We start from the raw sequence: 18101 nt of genomic DNA on the forward strand, positions 1-18101 counted from the left end.
CGCACCTGGAGGCGCGAGCAGGTGCCACGCCATCGACATGCTTCCCGTTTGCCTCGCGGTCGGTCCGTCGCCATGGCAAGCCTTCAATTCATCCGGTTCAGAGCGATTGGGTTTTGATGGCGGCGCAAGAACACCGCCTGCAATTCCGGCGACCCCGCGAGGGCAGAATCTCCATTCTGCGATCCCCAGCTGTAGGCGAAGTCGAAGACGGGGGCCGGTATGAGCGCGTCCCAGCGGGCGAATATCTGTTGCATCTGACGTGCGGTCGGCAGCACGTATCGGCCGCCGCCGTCATCCATCCAGCGGCCGCCGCCAAAGGTCTGGTAGACCGGGACCATGTTGTCGCGGGGGACCCCGGCGGATTCGGCCGCAGCGACATAGCGATCAATCTGGTGATAGTCGCAACCGTTCAACTCCGTTCGGCACGGATAGGGATCGATACCGAACAGATCGACATGTGAATTGGCGGGGTTGTAGGTGTCCTTGAAGGACGGTGTCCGTGACGACGTCATCGTCATGAGAAGGATGAATGTCTTCGCGTCGGGCACGTTGGCATGTACCCAGTCCGACTCGGCCTTCAGATTGTCAGCCGTGCAGAGCGAGAAATGCTGCCCGGTTGGATCCGGATCGTCCATCAAATAGAAGCCGAACAGTTTTGCATTGCCGATGAAAGGGCGGACTGCGTCCACGAATTTTGTGTCTACGCCGTTGCATTGGCCAATCCAGACGAGGCCCTTGACGCCGTCCGGCAGAGAGTCCAGCTGCGCCGGACTATTGACGTCCGCCAGATTGAAGCCGGCGGCGGCGGGAAGGTAACTCCCAGCCGGATCGAAGTTGCCGTTGGAGGCGAAGTGCAGCGCAGTCCTGGAGTCCGCGCGCGTCGGCGCGTCGAAGGCCAGGCCCTGCAGGAGCAACGCACCGGCCGCCAGCAGAGATGCCACCGCCGTCCACGCTACGTAGGGAGCGCGTGCATATCTTCTTACAGGACGCCGCATGTCGCATCCTCGGTCGTCGATCCGAACCTCTCGGTGCTGAGTGGGCTAGTGGCGCGCACGGTCAATCAACTCCCTGTAGAGAGCGGCATGATCAGCGACGACGGTCGCCAGGGAGAACTCCTGCCTGACATACTTGCCGGCGCGATCAGCCATGGCGCGTCCCCTCTCTCGATTCTCGAGCAGATAGAGGATTTTTGCGGCCAATACCGGCGGCGCTCCGGGCGGCACCAGGAAACCATTCCATCCGTCGCGAATGACTTCAGTGCAGCCCGGCATGGTCGTGGTCACGATGGGTACGCCGGCGAGAGCCGCCTCGAGAAGAACTCGCGGCACGCCCTCGCGGTACTCGGTCGGAAACGCGAATACATCTGCGAGCCTGAGCAGGGCCGGGATGTCCGGTCTCGATCCGATCGCCTTCACATAGGGAGCATGCCGATCGATCTCGGCTTGCGAAATGGCGAGCGGGCCTTCGGATTCACGAGGCCCGACAAGCAGGAAGCGTATATTGGGACGCACCTGGTGCACCCGCGCGGCCGCATCGAGCAGCGCGGGAATGCCCTTCTGCCGCGTCATCCGCGTCACGGTAATCACGACTTCGGCGTCGCCGAGCCCAAGTTCCTGGCGGAGCTGGGCTGGCGAAGGTCCTGACATCAGTGCGCGATCGAAACCGTCGACATCGACGCCGGCGCCGCGGATCAGAACCGGCCTCTTTCCCGCGATCCCGTGGCGTTCGAAAAATGCGCGATCATCGCTGATTTCGAACACGGTTGCCGCAGTAGTGCGAGCCGCGAGCTTATGGAGTGCGCGATACACGGGACGCAGCGTCAGGGCGAGGGGAGAGCGCGACGAGTAGAGGAAAGCACGTCCATTGATCGTGCGAACGGCCAATACGCCGGGAGCGCTTCGCGCAGCCAGAGGCAGGTATATCGATGGTTTGGTGTCGAAGCTTTGCGCCAGATCAGGCTGTTCCTCGACCAGGATCTTCGCAAGGCTCTTGATTGCGGCGAGGTCGGCGCGCGGGTTCACGAACCGGTCGAACTTGAACCCCCGATAGCGGATGCCCGCGTGCACAAATGGTGCCGGGTCGCCGCTTCCGACCGCGGTGATGCGAAAGCCGTGGTCGCGCAGCGCGCACATGGCGGGAATCCGAAGGTGATGATCTTCGCCTCCGATATAAAGAAGATGCGGCTGCAGCGGATCGTGCTGGTCCCTCGAGATTCGATCTGGTTCGTCATCAAGGAGGTGAGAACCGTGCCTGGTCTCGCTGTCCAGCAGTGGTTTCAACATACGTCCAGCTCCTGTACTCGACATCGTTGGCTTCTTGGCAAAGCCCTGCGGTCTGTCGCCAAGGCAGAACCTCAGTCATCCGCTGGGTCGCAGCCAACTTGAGCGGTGCTGCTGCCCATCCCTCGATCGAACGACGCCCGCCCGAGAGCTCCGACATCCGCAGGGAAGCGCGGTTTTCACGTTGCAACCTAGAGAGTTGTCAGGGGTCCACTCCTATCACGGCGTATGCGAGAGCCTATTCGAATAAAGGGGTAATCACTCGATCGCGCGCGCGATCCGCGGCGGTTCGTTGCGATGATGCGATGCGAGGAGCCTGCGCGGGGACTCGTTCTTCCTGATGGCGTCGTCGTCCGACGGAGAACTTGACCATCGATGTCTGATGACTGCCTGAACGAAGGCTCGACCGTGTGGCGCGCTCCTTCGACTGCGGAAAGGCCGAGCAAGACAAGCCGCAGCAGCAACGGGCCGCTAGCTCCTTTGGAGTACCTCACCGCGTGACGGTAGATCCGGGCAAATTGCCCTGCGGCACTGCTCTCCCGCTACGACGACAGCGGCGGCTTGTCGAGAGGCAAGCATCGATGCGCACTTCCGGGCTACCCATTTGGGCGTAGGGAGGCAGCGAGTGTACCGCGCATTAGCCGTACGAATGATCCGTGAGCGGGGTTAGTGTCTGACCCGAAGAGCCCCCGCAGCAGTGGCCAGTCGGCATTCAGAGCGGACTTGGTGCAATCGATCGCGCGATGCTGGCGGACCAGATGTGGGATGGTCGTGAAATGGTTGCTCCAGGGGAATCAGGGATTTTCTCGCTCGTTCTGCTGCTCCGGCTGCACGGCATTGCGGCCAACGAGCAGCAACTCTGCCACCGATTAGGCACGCGCCAGATCGGGGTGACCGAGATGTTGCGGTGCGCCAAGGCTTTCGGCCTCAAGGCGCGCACGATCAAAACCGGCTGGGCGCGTCTTTCCCGCACAGCCTTGCCGGGTATCGCTGTGCTCAAGGAGGGCGGCTTCCTCCTGGTGGGCAAGGCGGACGGGGACGAGGTGTTGGTTCAGCGTCCCTCGGAACCCCGTCCGCGTAAGCTCACGCGAGCCGAATTCGAGGCGATCTGGGACGGCCGCCTGGTCCTGATGGCGCGCCGGGCATCGCTTTCGGATCTGTCTCGCCGGTTCGATTTCACGTGGTTTCTCGGTGCGATCCAGAAATATCGCCACCTCCTGGGAGAAGTACTGGTCGCATCCTTCTTCCTCCAGGTATTCGCACTCGTCAGTCCGCTATTTTTCCAAGTGGTCATCGACAAGGTCCTCGTTCATCGCGGCATCAGCACGCTGGAAGTCCTTGTGATCGGACTGGCTACGATCGCGGTGTTCGAAGCCATTCTGGGCACCTTGCGCACTTACCTCTTTTCTCACACGACCAACCGCATCGACGTCGAGCTCGGTGCGCGGCTCTACCACCATCTGGTCTCGTTGCCGCTGATGTATTTTCAGGCGCGGCGCGTCGGTGACTCGGTGGCCCGCGTCCAGGAGCTGGAGAATATCCGCAACTTTCTGACGAGCTCGGCGCTGACATTCATCATCGATTTCATGTTCACCGCAGTTTTCATTGCGGTGATGTTTGTCTACTCGCCGATGCTCACGCTGATCGTTCTGGCGGCGTTCCCGTTCTACCTCGGTGTTTCGGCCATTGCGACACCCCTGTTCCGTCAGCGCCTGGATGAAAAGTTTCGGCGCGGAGCAGAAAACCAGGCCTTCCTGGTCGAGAGCATAACGGGCGTGCAAACGTTGAAGGCCCTGGCCGTCGAGCCCCAAATGAACAAGCGCTGGGAGGAGCAGCTTGCCGGCTATGTGTCCGCGAGCTTTCGGGTCGTGAGCCTCGGCAATGTGGCAAGCCAGGCGGTGCAATTGGTCAGCCATCTGGTTACGGTTGCGATACTGTTTTTCGGCGCGAAGCTGGTGATCGAAGGCAGCCTGACCGTCGGTGAACTGGTGGCCTTCAACATGCTGGCCAACCGCGTGAACATGCCGGTATTGCGCATTGCCCAGATCTGGCAGGACTTCCACCAGGTTCGCTTGTCCATCGAGCGGCTGGGGGACATCCTCAATACGCGGCCGGAACCGACCATCGGTGTGGGGCGCGCCGTGCTTCCGCCGATTCAGGGCGCCGTTACATTCGATCACGTCGGATTTCGCTATCGCGTCGACGGACCTGAAACGTTGCATGACGTCAGCTTCCATGTTCCGGCCGGTCAGGTTATCGGCATTGTCGGTCCGTCCGGCTCGGGCAAGAGCACCCTGACCAAGCTCATCGAGCGACTGTACGTGCCGGAAAGCGGCCGGGTTCTGGTCGATGGCATCGATCTGGCCATGACGGATGCTGCCTGGTTGCGACGGCAGGTAGGCGTCGTCCTGCAGGAGGACGTGCTTTTCAACCGGACCGTGGCCGAGAACATCGCGCTCGCCGATCCTGCCATGCCGATGCAGCGGATCATTGATGCGGCCACGCTTGCCGGCGCACACGAGTTCATACTCGAGCTTCCTGAAGGCTACGATACGATGGTCGGCGAGCGCGGGTGCAGCCTTTCGGGCGGCCAGCGGCAGCGCATCGCGATTGCCCGCGCCCTCGTCAACGATCCCCGTGTTTTGATTTTCGACGAGGCCACCAGCGCGCTCGACTACGAAAGCGAGCGCATCATCCAGGACAACATGCGACGTATTTGCGAGAGGCGCACCGTCTTCATCATCGCTCACCGGCTTTCCACGGTGCGGCGGGCAAACCGCATCATCACCATCGATCGCGGGCGGATCGTGGAGGACGGCACCCACGACGAGCTGATCCGTTCGAACGGGCGCTATGCGAACCTGCATTTGCTACAGGCAGGCACCCATGACGGCCGCTAGAAGCATTATCCGGTTTCCCGATAGCCGCCGGCGCCGCGCGGACGAGACCGCCTTTCTCCCCGCTGCGCTGGAAGTCATGGAGAGGCCGCCGTCGCCGGTCGGCCGTGCCATCGGCATGACCATCATCGTGTTGTTCTGCTCAGCCCTGGCTTGGGCCACGCTGGGCAGGGTCGACGTGGTTGCAACCGCGCCGGGCAAGATCGTGGTGAATGGCCGAACGAAGGTGATCCAGCCCGCCGAAACCGGGGTTGTGCGAGCGATTCATGTGCGGGACGGCGCGACGGTACGGGCCGGCGACGTCTTGATCGAACTTGATCCGACCATCAGTGCCGCCGAGCTTGACCATGTGAAGGCCGACCTCATTGCCGCCGAGCTCGATATCGCGAGGTTGCGGGCGGCGCTGGCGCCGGGCGACCCGATGGCGGCCTTCGCCCCCCCGATCGGAGCCAGCCTGCAGGCGATCCAACTCCATCGTCAATTCCTCGCCAGTCAGATGACAGAGCAGGCGACAAAGCTGTCGGAGCTCGACAGGCAGTTGGCGCAGAAGAAGGCGGAGAGCGAGACCATTGCGGCGACGATATCCAAGCTCGATGCAACGATCCCGCTGCTCGAGGAGCGCGTGAACGTCCGCAAATACCTTTACGACAAGGCAATCGGGTCCAAGATCACCTATCTCACCGAGGCGCAGGATCTGGTCGGTCAGCAGCACGACATTCTCGTTCAGCAGAGCCGGCTGCGCGAGGCGGAGGCGGCGACGGCGACTCTTGCACAGGCCAGGTCCAAGGCGGAAGCTGAGTTCCGCCGATCGCTCTATGACGACCTGTCCAAGGCAGAACAGCGGGCTGCGGGTCTCACCCAGGACGCGATCAAGGCCGAGCAAAAGGCGAAGCTGCAGATTCTGACGTCGCCTGTCGACGGCGTGGTGCAGCAATTGGCGGTACACACGATCGGCGGAGTGGTTACGCCGGCGCAAACTCTGGCGGCAGTCGTTTCGCTGAACGCGGATTTCGAGATCGAGGCAATGGTATCCAACCGTGATATCGGCTTTGTCGTTCCCGGGCAGAACGTTGCAATCAAGGTCGATACTTTCAATTTCACTCGTTACGGTCTGCTGGACGGGCGCGTGCTCAGCATTTCACGCGATGCCATCATAAGGGATCGGCGCGAGGACGGGGCGAGGGACCAGCCCGGAGGCGCCGAGACTGCGTCCAGCGAGCCGAAAGGGCAGGAGCTGATCTACGCGGCCCGCGTCAGTCTCGACCGCACGACGATGACGATCGAGGGGCGGACCGTCCAATTGTCGCCCGGAATGGCGGTGACGGTCGAAATCAAGACCGGTTCGCGACGGATCATCAGCTACCTGCTTTCGCCGCTCACGCGATACAATCAGGAAATGCTGCGGGAGAGATAAGGATCAGGCCGCTGTGCGGATCGGGGCGCAAGCCTGATTTCGGCGGCGGTCCCCTTCCGTATCGGTGCCCAGGCAAATGGCTCTGGGCCGCGTGACGACAGCGTCTGGCTGCATTATGGGAACAGCGCGATCCGTCCCAAGAGGGAGACGAGCTCCACCTGCCGCCGCGTCTGGGTCTTGGCGAAGAGGGACGCGAGATGCGAGCGGATCGTCGCCCGGCTCAGCCGTTGGGTGCGGGAAATATCAAGCAAATTACCGCCGCGTGCCAATTCGATGGCGAGTTGGGTTTCCGCGGCCGTCAGGCCGAACAAGCGTTGCAGCGTTCGAGGCGACGGCTCCGGATGGGCATCGAGATCAAGCAGGATGATGGTGCAGGTTTCGTCCGGCCAGACATTCGTCATCTGGTTCACGAGGCTCGCTATGCCTTCGTTGAAGGACGTCGCCAGCCACGACATCGAGCCCGCTGGAAGTTCGATACTCGCACGCTTTGCGATCTCCCTTACAACACCGTACAGCGATTTCGGACCCGCCACGAACTCGCTGTAACGCTCCAATATGGTGCGGCCGGTCGGGCTGACCTCGACCACATGGCCGTGCTTCAGCACGACGTGCGCGCAGCCGACGCGGCCCAGGGCCGCATGCAGCTCGTCGCGCATATCGGACGGACCGTCCTCGGGAAGAGTGGGGGGAACACGGTTGGAGATGTTGAAGATGGTCTCCTTGGATTGGTAACGCGACGCAACCGAGCTGCTTTGGTTCAAGTTCAGCATGATGCCCCGTTCCCTTTTGCATCAATCAAATGAATGAGTGTCTGATGATCATTCTCCAATTGCCGTACGTAATGTAAACGTTCAATCGGTGGTAGGTGGTCAGCTTTGGGGGTAATCCAGTTGCACTTTCTGACGAAGGCAGCCGGGGCCGGTCCGGCGTCCCGGACCCGTCGCTTGACAGCTCGGGCCATGTCGATGGGAGGAGCTCCGCAGGTCGGGACGCTGCCGCTCAAGCCTGTGATCTCAGGAGCCGCCCTGAGGTCGCAACGCGATTTCGATGACGTCACCCGGCTCAAGGTCGAAATCTTCGGATGCCGCGATCTTCTCCCATTGCGGGCCGGACTTTCGTACGACGGTGACCTGGGGCCGCAGATCATCTGTCCCCGCCGGCAGTGCTGCGCTGCCGCTTACCGGCTGCAACTTCTGCCCCAGCGATCGCATTTTTATGCGCAGGTCCGTCATATGGACGTTGGAGTCTCGTAGCTCACGAAGCAGAGTCACCGTACGCAGGCTTGCCACGCGATCGATCTGCCGGGCGGAGTCCTCGCGTTGGCGCTGAAGGCGCATCAGCTCGACCGTGGTTTGCAGCCGCCGGGTCGAAGAAAGCAAAAGGGCGCGACGACTTTCGGTCACGCGCGGGCTGGGCAGGGAGCCGGATCCGAACAGCTTGACCACGCGATCGAGCTCTTCCTCATCGGCCTGTACGCCTTTCTCTTCTCCCTCCTGTTGCTTGCTGAGCGCGGCGAATTGTCCGTCCGCTTGCTTAACCGCGTCCTCCAGAAATTGACGCTCCTTGCGGTAGTCGGTCTGCGCGGTTTTCAGCGACTCTGCCTCGGCTTGCACGATCGGAGCGATTGCAGATGCCGGCAAGGATATGTCCTGAGGCGTGGTCTGATCGAATGTGTCCTTGTTCGCCAGTTCAGCATCGATGCGAAGGACATGGAAATACTCCTTCACGTACTCGGTGGAGAACGACTGGTAGTCGCGCAGAAGATCCGCCGGATCATTGGCGCCCGGCTGGTTCCGCGAGCGCAACAGGCTATAGCCGCCGGAAACGGCGACGGCCTGGCGTACGGTCATCGATGACCTGTACGTCAGTTGTCCTGGCGTGAGAACGTCGCCGGTCACGTAGATCGGTCGATACTCCACCACGCTCGCGATGACGTCTCCAGGCACGACGACGATCGCTTGCTCCCGTCCGTCGGGCAGACGTTGCCGCAGGACCTTCGATTGCAGCAACGTCTCCATCCGGCTCTGCAACTCGGCGGTGGTCATGCCGGCGACCTCGACAGTGCCGATTCCGGGAAGAGCGATTGTGCCGTCGATCTGGATTTGCGCTTTGTGACGTTGCTCGGACGTACCTCCGATCGATACTTCCACGGTATCACCCGCCGCGAGGCGATATTGTCCAGCGAAGCAGGCATTGCTGACCAACAGAGCGACCGCCGTCGCGCAGGCACGTGAGATGTGGCTGAACGTCTTCCGGGGCCTGATGCGATCCATGGCGATCTCCCTGCATTATCTGGCCACGCCAGGCATGGCGCGGCTCTCATCCCGGGAAAAGCGAGCGGTCGGCGCCCGCGACGACGCCTTGGTTCCGCGAACGACATGTCTCGGAGTACGCCGGTGATCGAGCGATCTCGTCATGTCATGAAATCCGCTTGCCGTCGGACTTGCTTGGCGGAGAGGCGAGCTCGCCACCAATTGACGGTTTGTTCCAGGCCATCGCGAAGCGTCACCTTCGGCATCCAGCCGGTCGCCCGCACGAACCGGGTCGAGTCGGCAAGGAGCGCGCGCACCTCCGAGTTCGTCGGCCGCAAGCGCTTTGCGTCGTGTTCGATTGGCTTGCGATTGGATGTCAGCTCGATAATGATATCGATCAGCTCGCCGATGGCGATGGCGCGCTGACTGCCGGCGTTGTAGGCATGGCCATATTCGAGATCATCGACGAGCCCGGCCGCCATGAACGCCGCGGCGGTGTCCGTGACAAATGTCAGATCACGTACGGTTGTGGTATCGCCGACCATGATCGCGCTGCAGTCGGGATCGAGCGCCTGCCGGATGATCGTGCCAATGATCGCGCGCTCGCTTTGCCGAGGTCCGAACGTGTTGAATGGTCTGAGGATCACGACGGGAACGCCAAACGAGCGCGCGAAGGCCTCCGCCATCATATCCGCGCCGATCTTTGAAGCGGAGTAGGGCGATTGCCCCTGTAGCGGATGCGACTCGTCGATCGGCATTGTGAGCGCCGTACCGTAGACCTCGCTCGTCGAGGTCACGACCACCCGCTCGGTGCCGTGTTGCCGGGCCGCCTCGAGGACGTTCAACGTTCCGAGGACGTTGGTCTCCACATAGGATTGCGGCGCAATATAGGAGTAAGGTATCGCGATCAATGCTGCGAGATGAAAGACGTAGTTCTGGCCCTGGACGATACGGCCGACAAAGGCCGCGTCGCGAACGTCTCCGCGCACCAGGTTGACCGCCTTTCGGGTCGACTGCGGGAGATCGTCGAGCCAGCCATAGCTGTCGAAAGAGTTGTATTGCGCCAGCGCGGTCACGGCGGCTCCTGCCGAAACGAGCGCCTCCGTCAGATGCGAGCCGATGAAGCCGTCGGCTCCCGTCACAAGAATCTTCGCCCCATTGTAGGTCATCGTCGCTCTCACTCTGTCATTGTGATCGATGCTTCCGCCTTAGCGCGATCCAGCATTCCATTGCGATGACGTGCGCGGCACGAGCGATCCAGCCGAAATCGGATGCGAGAGTTCGGCGCGGAAAATAGGCAAGGTCGATCCTCGCCTTGGCCGGAAACAGGACCTCCCGATAAAAGTCCGCCGCGGGCGCGTCAGTCGGATACAAGCGGCTTTCGTGTCGGAACAGGACCTGACACGGTCCAAAGACGCCTGGCTTATGTTCAAGCACTCTTTCGAAGCCGTCGCGAAAACAGTCCGAGAAGCTGAGAGACTCTGGCCGGGGTCCAACGAGAGACATATCGCCGCGCAGGACGTTCCAGAGTTGCGGCAGCTCATCGAGCTTGGTCGCGGCGAGCAATCGACCGACGGTCGTCATACGTTCATCGGATGCCAGCGTCAGAGGAGAGCCGTCGTTGCCGCAGTTCGGCCCGAACTTGCGGAACTTGTACATCCGAAATGGCTTGCCGCGCTGTCCCAGGCGGAGCTGCGAGAACAGGATGGGCCGGCCGCTCTCGAGCCAGATGACAAGCGCGACAACAATGAAGACAGGTGAAAGTAATGTTATCGCGATGCCGACGCAGAAAATGTCGATCGCACGCCGAACATCCAGATGAGAGGGGCGAGACTGCGCAACGTACCGGCTCGCCGTCTCGGGTACCGTCATGCCACCGCTCCCATCGGGTAGTCGGCGGCGAGTGCGCCCGCCAGGGCATTCACGACCTTGTCGACGTCTAATGTCGACATTCGGGGATGCAGAGGCAGCGTAAGCTCGCGGCGAGCAAAATCCTCGGTGCGGGGGAGGGCCAACTCTGGGTAGAGATCCCTGTAAAACGTCAGGCGATGGACGGGCGGATAGTGAACCGTGGTCTGGACGCCGCGCTTACGAAGGCGGTCGATGATGCGCTGGCGGCTTGTGGCCGGCGGCAGCACGATGGGTAGCAAATGGTGGGTCGACGGCCAGGGAGCCTCAAATGGCACCATCACCGACGGGCAAAGCTCTGCGATGAGCTCGCGGTAAGTGGCCGACAGCCGCCGTCTGCTATCGTTCCATTCCGGCAGCTTCTTCAGCTGCACGAGACCGAGCGCGGCTCGCAGTTCGTCCATCCGGTAATTGAAGCCGAGGATCGTCACGTCGTAGTCCGGACGGCGGCTGGTGAGCCGTTGCCGCGCGCCACTCGTCATCCCGTGAGCGCGGGCCTGCCGGATGGTCTCGCGCAAGGTGCGGCTGCGCGCAATGATCGCGCCCCCCTCGGCGGTGGTCATGTTCTTGTTGCCGTAGAAACTGAATGCTGCGGCTTCGCCATAGCTGCCGACCTCGGGCAGTCCGGGCGCATGAGCTGCGTCCTCGATCAAGAGCAGGCCCTTTCGGCGGGCAAAGGATTGCCAGGCGTCGCGGTGGGCAAGGTAGCCGGCAAAATGCACCAGGATAATGGCCTTGGTCCTCGACGTGCACTTCGCCTCTGCGTCGTCCAGCGACATCAACGGAACGTCCGCAGATCCGATATCGACAAAGACCGGTCGGGCGCCGACATAGAGAACGCTGTTGGCGGTCGCGACGAAGGTCAGCGACGGAACAAGGACCTCGTCTCCCGGGCCAATGCCGAGGGCATGCAAGATGAGGTGGAGAGCCGCCGTACAAGAGCCGACAGCGACCGAATCCTCGGCCTCGTGCAAGCGGGCGAACGCCTGCTCGAACTCGCGAACGCGATCCCCCATGGTGACCCAGCCGCTTTCAATGACAGCGGCGAGAGCGGCCTTTTCCTCGTCTCCCAGGACCGGCTCAGATACCAAAAGCATGTGCTCGTCTCCCATCTGATGAGTGAGTTGACGCGGTGAACGCGATCCTTGCAGTCACCGCGAAGGGTCGCATCAGGCGGCGACGGAACTGGCGAACACCGGTGATTGTTCGTCCCAAGCGACGTCCTGAGCCTTCAGGAAGTCCTCGACGCGGCCAATGTCGAGCCAGAGGCCGCTGTGCTTGAACACGTTCACCGGCACCTCATCGTCGAGCATCTGGAACATCAGATCGTCGAAGCCGAAGGGAACGCCGGACGGGATCCGTTCGAGGACGCACGGATCTATGCAGTAGATGCCCATGCTGACGAGATGCGAGAGTTCGGGCTTTTCACGGAAACCAGTCACCCGATCTTCCACCTCGTCGATCACGCCGAAGTCCATCTTGGTCGGGCGAATTGCGGTGGCGATCGTGAGCTTCGAGTTGCGGCGACGATGGCTGCTCACGAACTGATTGAGATTCAGATCCGTGAGCACGTCGCCGTTCAGAACCAGAAACGGCTCGTCGAGCTGGTCGCGCAGCAGCGACAGCGGGCCAATGGTTCCGAGCGGCTCCATTTCCTGCGTGTAGTTGATGCGCATGTTCCACTGTTCGCCATCCCCGCAGACGCTGCGAATGAGATGGCCCAGATATCCGGTGGTGACGTAGACTTCCCTGATTCCGTTCCGCCTGAGCCATTTGAGGACGAGCTCGAGGACGGGACGCGCGCCGATCGGCATAAGTGGTTTTGGCAAAATTGATGTGTGGGGGCGTAAGCGCGTTCCTTTGCCGCCGCATTGAATAACCGCTTTCATCGAAGCCTCCGTATTGCTAGAGATCGCAATCGATCAATTATCATGCACTTTCGCCCGCGAAGTCCGATCTCAGCATGCTGGTCGGGGTTCGAGCGTTGCAGAAACGTACGCGGAATGTTTTGGCTCGTCTTCGTACGTTTGCATGAGATGACCGAGTCGGACTGAGCTGGTTCAGCTCTCTCGCGATCGAATGTTCAATGCCGCAGCAAGTGTGAACGTGAACGGTGCGCAGCCGGCTGGCGTGCGTTGCGCGCGTAAATCAAGCGACAATCATTGATAAACGTGCGTAAAAGCAGCTGAAATGAACCGCAACGCACGTACGCCACAGCAGCCTGGCTGCTGTGGCGTACGTGGAGGTTCGCAAGCTGCGCGACGATTGCTTGCCGTGGGATTAGTCCGTTATCGCATCGCGAGTGCGCCGTTTTGCGACGAGGTGGCGGCGCGGGCTAATCCTTGTTAGCCGATTTCATCGGCGCCGTGATTCCGACCAGCATGGTTTCGCAAATCGGTTCGCAAGGCGATGAGGCCTGTGGACTGGGAGATGACCGGGGGCAGGGCGTTGCCATTTGCGGCTTGCACCAGGGGCCCATTGTTCATTCCCCAGATCGCCGCTTGTGTCCGGTTCTGGACCCGGATCTTGCGCAGGATCGCCTTGACGTGGACTTTCACGGTCGCCTCGGCGATGTCGATCTTTCGGGCGATGCACTTGTTGGAATTGCCCTCGATCAAACACGACAGGATTGCCTTCTCGCGGGGAGAAAGATGCGGCGCAAGTGGCGCCTCAGCTGCGGCCACGATGTCGTGCTCCTCGTCGCCGGTTGGCGCAGCTTCACGCTCATGATTGCCGTCAAGGGCGTATTCAAGAAATGCCGGTGGAAAGACCGTCTCTCCCATCGTCACGAGTTCGATGGATTTGACGAATGCATCGCAAGAATTGACGTTGACGAAATAGCCGCTGGCGCCGGCCCGATACGCCACGACGAGCTCGTCCTGGCGATAGTGATCGGATACGATGGCTATCCGGGCGCCGGGGCAACGACCTTTGACGCCGCGTATCTGATCCAGTGCGACATCGAAACTGTCGCCGTTATGGATGATGAGAAACAGCAATTGCTGTGTCTGGAGTGCGTTTGGCAATTCATCCGCACTCAAAGCTGAAAGCAGGATCCGGAAATTCGCTGCATGTAATATTCGCGAAATTCCTTCTCTAACCAGAATGCTCTTTCCAATAAGAACGATTTCACAAGATTGCCGCCTCCGCATTTTACCCTCCGCGACATACGCAATGATACGACTGCAATGAAAAATTTAGGGGTTAAACAATGTACACCGGTCTCTCCGGCCTGCTGTTGCAGCAGGTCGTCCAATAGATCGCTTGTCTCGTTCCGTTCGGCGTACCGCATTAGCGCGGTATCCAGCCGTCGCCATCGACGGTAGTTTGGGACCCTCCAAATTTGTTAAATTTTTGTGAAGGTTAGATGCGAATGCCCGATTACAATATATATCCTTAGTTATAGGTGGGGCCGGGGGAACTACGGGGTTTTCGAAGCGCAAATAGCGCAATCTGTGGCTGAATTTTGGTGGATATGTTGCTGTAAATTGGGTGTCTTTCCGAAGGCGTGCGCCGGTTGAGAAGCCATCGTTTGGTTGCTCAATCGCAGGGAGGAGCATTGAAAACGATCTATCAAAGGTAGTTAGACACCGGATATTCCGAATGATCGTTTCGTCGCCATCTGCGTGATGCAGCGATCGGCCACCGCAATCTTGCGGGGATGCAGTTCGGCCCGGCGATCATAAGTCTGTCGTAAGCTCTTGCGAGCGAATCACGGGATGTTGAGTGCGCGCGGATTAATTTTTGGGTTCATTGGTTTAAGCGTGTTGCATCGTGAGGGCGAGATTTCTTGGATTTTTGCGAGTGTGATAACCCTATCGACATTGAAACGAATGGCGACGCGTGGGGAGAGGTGTTGGCGTCGGGGAGCGACCGATTAAGGAGCGCCCAATGAGTCGTACAAGCGTAGTGGTCGCAGATCGGCATCCGATGCTGTTGCTGGGTCTCAGCACAGTTCTCGGCGCGGAAGGCGACTTCGAAATTGTTGCTACCTGTGGCGATGCCACGAGTTGCATCGAGGCCATTCGTACGTTGGTGCCCAATATCGTGATTCTCGATCCGACAATGCCCGAGCTGGTCGCGTTGAAGAATTCCTTTGGCGCCAATGCAGGCAGCCGCACGCGCCTGGTGCTCTATATCCCTGCCGAAGATCGTGATCTCGTCTTGACCGACGGGTTCGATGGTTGCAGCGTTATTCTGAAAGAGGCTTCGGCGGAAGCGCTGGTGCAGTCTTTGCGGCAAATCGCGAGTGGTATGAGGATCTTGCCGCAATCCTCGACAGATCAGATTGCGCCCGCGGCTCAGGCGGCGAATTCGGACAATGCTCTGACTGTGCTGACGGATCGAGAGCGCCAGATCATTCGCCTGGTTTCGGAAGGACTGTCAAACAAGGAGATCGGGCGCCGCCTGAACATTGCTGACGGTACAATCAAGGTCCATCTTCACCACGTCTTCCAGAAGCTCGAAATCAGCAACAGGACTGCGCTCGCGGCCTTGGCCATTTCGCAGAGTGATTGGGGCACTTCGGTCAAGTCACCGGAATCTGAGTAAGCCAAGGATAATTGAAAATCCGACTTGCTCGGGCGATCGCTCCGCAGCGAGTGCAAGCCTGCCGAGCCTGATCGCAGGCGTCTTGGCGAACCGGCAGGGTGGTTACTGCCGGCTATTCCGTGACCGAGAAGTGAAGTGTGAACAAGGGCAGGCAGGTTGTTTCTGGGCTGTTGCTCACCTCAATCCGCCAGGACGAGTGATCCTGGAATGGCCCGATGAGCTCGCTGCTGAGGATCTCGCAGCTCAACTCAATAGCCGCCGTCCTCGCGGCGCCGATATCCGGCAGGTTCATCCCGAGGTCGTCGGGCACTGAGCCGCCATCGTGAACATGAAAGAAATAGCGAGGCATTGGCGCTTCCGCAAAACGGTTGCATCCCTAGGGTCGAACCAGACCTGAGTGTCCCGGAATGGACCTACGACAAGGCGCGGTTTCACGTCCATGATCATTGTTGGGTACCTCAAGGTCGTCTGGGACTCTCTTGGTTGACATGGACAGTTGCTTGTTGCGGACTAAGGTCGGGTTGCGCCGTCACTGCCCACTGCGGCGTGTTCAGCGGCCCCGGCTCCCCTGCTAATTAGCCCCCCTGCCGGGGCCGCGATCTTCCCGCATCGACAGCACGGCGCCGGTAGATGATCCACCCTCCGACGTTCGCGCATGCTGTTCTGGCGACGATGATCGAGTTGTTCGGGTGGTGCGTCGGCAATCGCAACTCCGACGGAGTAAGCCACGGTTGCTGTAGGCGCTCCCCCGATTCGACAACCTCGATTGTGCAATAGCAGTGTATTGGGCGTGATCACCGTGCTGCGCGTGCATTTTCTCGACTGTCGGCGAGGGGAGATCTGATCGTGTGCGGAATCATTGGCATTCTAGGGCGAAGTGCGGTCTCGGAGCGATTGGTCGATTCACTCAGGCGGCTCGAATATCGGGGCTATGACTCGACGGGCGTGGCAACTCTCGATGACGGTCGTCTCGAACGCCGCCGAGCCGAAGGCAAGCTCAAGAACCTGGAGGCGCGGTTGCTTGCCGAGCCACTGGGCGGTGATGCCGGAATCGGTCACACGCGCTGGGCCACGCACGGCAAGCCGACCGAGCACAATGCCCATCCGCATGCGACCGAGCGTGTCGCCGTGGTGCACAACGGTATCATCGAGAATTTCCGGAAACTGCGCCAGGCGCTCGAAGAGAAGGGCGCCACCTTCGCGAGCGATACCGATACGGAGGTCGTCGTACATCTCGTTCATTCGTACCTGCTGATGGGGTATTCGCCTCAGGAAGCCGTGTGGGCGTCATTGCCGCAGCTGCGTGGCGCCTTTGCGTTGGTGTTCCTTTTCAAGGGATATCGCGATCTTCTGATCGGAGCACGCAGGGGGTCGCCTCTGGCGGTGGGGTATGGCAACGGCGAGACCTATCTCGGTTCCGATGCGATTGCGCTCGCTCCCTTTGCCGATGGCATCAGCTACCTCGAAGACGGTGACTGCGTGGTGCTGTCGCGTGAGAAGGGGGTGATCCGGGACGCGAATGGCGCGGTCGTCGCCCGCGAGGTGCTGAAAACGGGCGGGGCGTCGTTCGTCGCCGACAAGGCCAACTATCGCCATTTCATGGCCAAGGAGATTTGCGAGCAGCCGGACGTGGTCGGCCGCACGCTCGCCCATTATGTCGATATGGGAGCCGAGCGGGCGGCGTTGCCGATCAAGCTGCCGTTCCACTTCAGCGACGTGAGGCGCGCGACGATTACGGCCTGCGGCACCGCAAGCTATGCCGGCGCCATCGCGAAGTACTGGATCGAACGGCTGGCACATATCCCGGTTGATGTCGATATTGCCTCCGAATTCCGCTATCGCGAAGCGCCAATCCGCAAGGGCGACCTCGCGATCTTCATCTCGCAATCGGGCGAAACTGCTGACACGCTGGCAGCACTTCGCCATGCCAGGGACAAGGGGGCGCACACCGTCTCCGTCGTGAACGTGCCGACTTCCACCATTGCGCGTGAGAGCGAAATAGTGCTGCCGACGTTGGCTGGTCCGGAAATCGGCGTCGCTTCTACCAAGGCCTTCACGTGTCAACTGACGGCGCTCGCTGCCTTCGCGGTAGCAGCCGGTGCAGCGCGCGGCGAGATCTCCGCGAGCGAGGAGAGGGGGCTGGTCAGAGAGCTGATCGAAGTGCCGCGCTTGATGGCGGCAGCTCTTGCCAGCGAACCGCAGATCGAGAAGCTGGCTCGCACCATCGCGAGAACGCGGGACGTGCTTTATCTCGGCCGCGGCACCAGCTATCCGCTGGCGCTCGAAGGTGCGCTGAAGCTGAAAGAGATCTCCTACATCCACGCCGAAGGCTATGCCGCAGGCGAACTGAAACATGGCCCGATTGCCCTGATCGATGAGAACATGCCTGTTGTGGTCATCGCGCCCTTCGACAGTGTGTTCGAAAAGACCGTGTCGAACATGCAAGAGGTCGCTGCGCGCGGCGGCAGGATCATTCTGATGACGGATGCCAGGGGAGCTGCGGAGGCCGCGGTCGAGCCCGAAGCCACGGTATTGCTGCCGGACATGGTGCCGACCTTCGCGCCGATCGTCTACGCCGTTCCAATCCAGTTGCTCGCCTATCATACGGCCGTGGTCATGGGCACCGATGTGGACCAGCCGCGCAATCTCGCCAAATCGGTGACGGTCGAATAGACGCGAATGTCCCCTCGCAGCACGCGGTGTTGCGCGATCGCCGGCGTCGCCGGTAGAGCCACGAAAGTGCGGCCGGCACTCGGATCCGACGGGGGAGTACCCCCTTTGGGTCGACAGAATAGTCCGT

Annotated in this window: 14 protein-coding genes; 4 read left to right on the forward strand and 10 right to left on the reverse strand. The window is 60.8% G+C overall.

The window, feature by feature from the left end; all coding sequences use genetic code 11:
• Positions 1-83 precede the first annotated feature (83 nt).
• On the reverse strand, positions 84-941 hold the full coding sequence (locus ACLFLU_RS16125) for a hypothetical protein (protein ID WP_426413147.1): 858 nt from the start codon (positions 939-941) through the stop codon (positions 84-86).
• A 99-nt stretch (positions 942-1040) separates the two neighbouring features.
• Positions 1041-2132 carry a glycosyltransferase gene (locus tag ACLFLU_RS16130; protein WP_426413148.1) on the reverse strand — a complete coding sequence of 364 codons (1092 nt, stop codon included), beginning with the start codon at positions 2130-2132 and terminating at the stop codon, positions 1041-1043.
• A gap of 923 nt (positions 2133-3055) precedes the next feature.
• On the opposite strand from ACLFLU_RS16130, the gene ACLFLU_RS16135 reads away from it, so the two are divergent.
• Positions 3056-5179, forward strand: a complete 2124-nt coding sequence (locus tag ACLFLU_RS16135) for a type I secretion system permease/ATPase (protein WP_426414002.1) — start codon at positions 3056-3058, stop codon at positions 5177-5179.
• Entirely contained in the window at positions 5166-6590 is a 1425-nt protein-coding gene (locus ACLFLU_RS16140) for an HlyD family type I secretion periplasmic adaptor subunit (protein WP_426413149.1), read from the forward strand. Before ACLFLU_RS16135 ends, ACLFLU_RS16140 begins: the two co-directional genes overlap by 14 nt.
• Before the next feature lie 113 nt (positions 6591-6703).
• On the opposite strand, the gene ACLFLU_RS16145 is transcribed toward ACLFLU_RS16140, so the two are convergent.
• The 7 genes from ACLFLU_RS16145 to ACLFLU_RS16175 form a co-directional block, all read right to left on the reverse strand.
• Positions 6704-7360 carry a helix-turn-helix transcriptional regulator gene (locus tag ACLFLU_RS16145; protein WP_426413150.1) on the reverse strand — a complete coding sequence of 219 codons (657 nt, stop codon included), beginning with the start codon at positions 7358-7360 and terminating at the stop codon, positions 6704-6706.
• Between the two features lie 243 nt (positions 7361-7603).
• A complete protein-coding gene (locus ACLFLU_RS16150) occupies positions 7604-8863 on the reverse strand; it encodes a polysaccharide biosynthesis/export family protein (protein WP_426413151.1) in 1260 nt (419 codons plus the stop codon).
• A 140-nt stretch (positions 8864-9003) separates the two neighbouring features.
• The gene (locus tag ACLFLU_RS16155; RefSeq protein WP_426413152.1) at positions 9004-10011 is read right to left on the reverse strand and encodes a GDP-mannose 4,6-dehydratase; all 1008 of its coding nucleotides are present in this window, start codon (positions 10009-10011) and stop codon (positions 9004-9006) included.
• Between the two features lie 16 nt (positions 10012-10027).
• Positions 10028-10714, reverse strand: coding sequence for a sugar transferase (locus ACLFLU_RS16160; RefSeq protein ID WP_426413153.1), 687 nt, complete (start codon positions 10712-10714; stop codon positions 10028-10030).
• On the reverse strand, positions 10711-11847 hold the full coding sequence (locus ACLFLU_RS16165) for a DegT/DnrJ/EryC1/StrS family aminotransferase (protein WP_426414003.1): 1137 nt from the start codon (positions 11845-11847) through the stop codon (positions 10711-10713). The genes ACLFLU_RS16160 and ACLFLU_RS16165 overlap by 4 nt, the downstream gene beginning before the upstream one ends.
• 72 nt (positions 11848-11919) lie before the next feature.
• Positions 11920-12639 carry a nucleotidyltransferase family protein gene (locus ACLFLU_RS16170; RefSeq protein ID WP_426413154.1) on the reverse strand — a complete coding sequence of 240 codons (720 nt, stop codon included), beginning with the start codon at positions 12637-12639 and terminating at the stop codon, positions 11920-11922.
• 456 nt (positions 12640-13095) lie between these two features.
• Entirely contained in the window at positions 13096-13902 is an 807-nt protein-coding gene (locus tag ACLFLU_RS16175; RefSeq protein ID WP_426413155.1) for a LuxR C-terminal-related transcriptional regulator, read from the reverse strand.
• A 739-nt stretch (positions 13903-14641) separates the two neighbouring features.
• Here ACLFLU_RS16175 and ACLFLU_RS16180 point away from each other — a divergent pair.
• Entirely contained in the window at positions 14642-15301 is a 660-nt protein-coding gene (locus ACLFLU_RS16180) for a LuxR C-terminal-related transcriptional regulator (protein ID WP_426413156.1), read from the forward strand.
• Positions 15302-15413: 112 nt separating this feature from the next.
• Here ACLFLU_RS16180 and ACLFLU_RS16185 read toward each other — a convergent pair whose 3' ends face one another.
• Positions 15414-15650: a DUF6894 family protein gene (locus ACLFLU_RS16185; RefSeq protein ID WP_426413157.1), complete on the reverse strand. Its 237-nt coding sequence runs from the start codon at positions 15648-15650 to the stop codon at positions 15414-15416.
• 497 nt (positions 15651-16147) lie between these two features.
• Between ACLFLU_RS16185 and glmS the strand changes: the two genes are divergently transcribed.
• Positions 16148-17974: a glutamine--fructose-6-phosphate transaminase (isomerizing) gene (glmS, locus tag ACLFLU_RS16190; RefSeq protein WP_426413158.1), complete on the forward strand. Its 1827-nt coding sequence runs from the start codon at positions 16148-16150 to the stop codon at positions 17972-17974.
• Positions 17975-18101: the final 127 nt, after the last annotated feature.

It is taken from the genome of Bradyrhizobium ganzhouense (genome assembly GCF_049949285.1).
Taxonomy (GTDB): Bacteria; Pseudomonadota; Alphaproteobacteria; order Rhizobiales; family Xanthobacteraceae; genus Bradyrhizobium; species Bradyrhizobium ganzhouense.

Coding starts and splice junctions, on each gene's coding strand:
- ACLFLU_RS16140 (WP_426413149.1), top strand. CDS start 5,166: ATGACGGCCGCTAGAAGCATTATCCGGTTTCCCGATAGCCGCCGGCGC.
- ACLFLU_RS16160 (WP_426413153.1), bottom strand. CDS start 10,714: ATGACGGTACCCGAGACGGCGAGCCGGTACGTTGCGCAGTCTCGCCCC.
- ACLFLU_RS16175 (WP_426413155.1), bottom strand. CDS start 13,902: ATGCGGAGGCGGCAATCTTGTGAAATCGTTCTTATTGGAAAGAGCATT.
- ACLFLU_RS16130 (WP_426413148.1), bottom strand. CDS start 2,132: ATGTGCGCGCTGCGCGACCACGGCTTTCGCATCACCGCGGTCGGAAGC.
- ACLFLU_RS16135 (WP_426414002.1), top strand. CDS start 3,056: ATGGTTGCTCCAGGGGAATCAGGGATTTTCTCGCTCGTTCTGCTGCTC.
- ACLFLU_RS16155 (WP_426413152.1), bottom strand. CDS start 10,011: ATGACCTACAATGGGGCGAAGATTCTTGTGACGGGAGCCGACGGCTTC.
- ACLFLU_RS16180 (WP_426413156.1), top strand. CDS start 14,642: ATGAGTCGTACAAGCGTAGTGGTCGCAGATCGGCATCCGATGCTGTTG.
- ACLFLU_RS16145 (WP_426413150.1), bottom strand. CDS start 7,360: ATGCTGAACTTGAACCAAAGCAGCTCGGTTGCGTCGCGTTACCAATCC.
- ACLFLU_RS16185 (WP_426413157.1), bottom strand. CDS start 15,650: ATGCCTCGCTATTTCTTTCATGTTCACGATGGCGGCTCAGTGCCCGAC.
- ACLFLU_RS16165 (WP_426414003.1), bottom strand. CDS start 11,847: ATGCTTTTGGTATCTGAGCCGGTCCTGGGAGACGAGGAAAAGGCCGCT.
- ACLFLU_RS16150 (WP_426413151.1), bottom strand. CDS start 8,863: ATGGATCGCATCAGGCCCCGGAAGACGTTCAGCCACATCTCACGTGCC.
- ACLFLU_RS16170 (WP_426413154.1), bottom strand. CDS start 12,639: ATGAAAGCGGTTATTCAATGCGGCGGCAAAGGAACGCGCTTACGCCCC.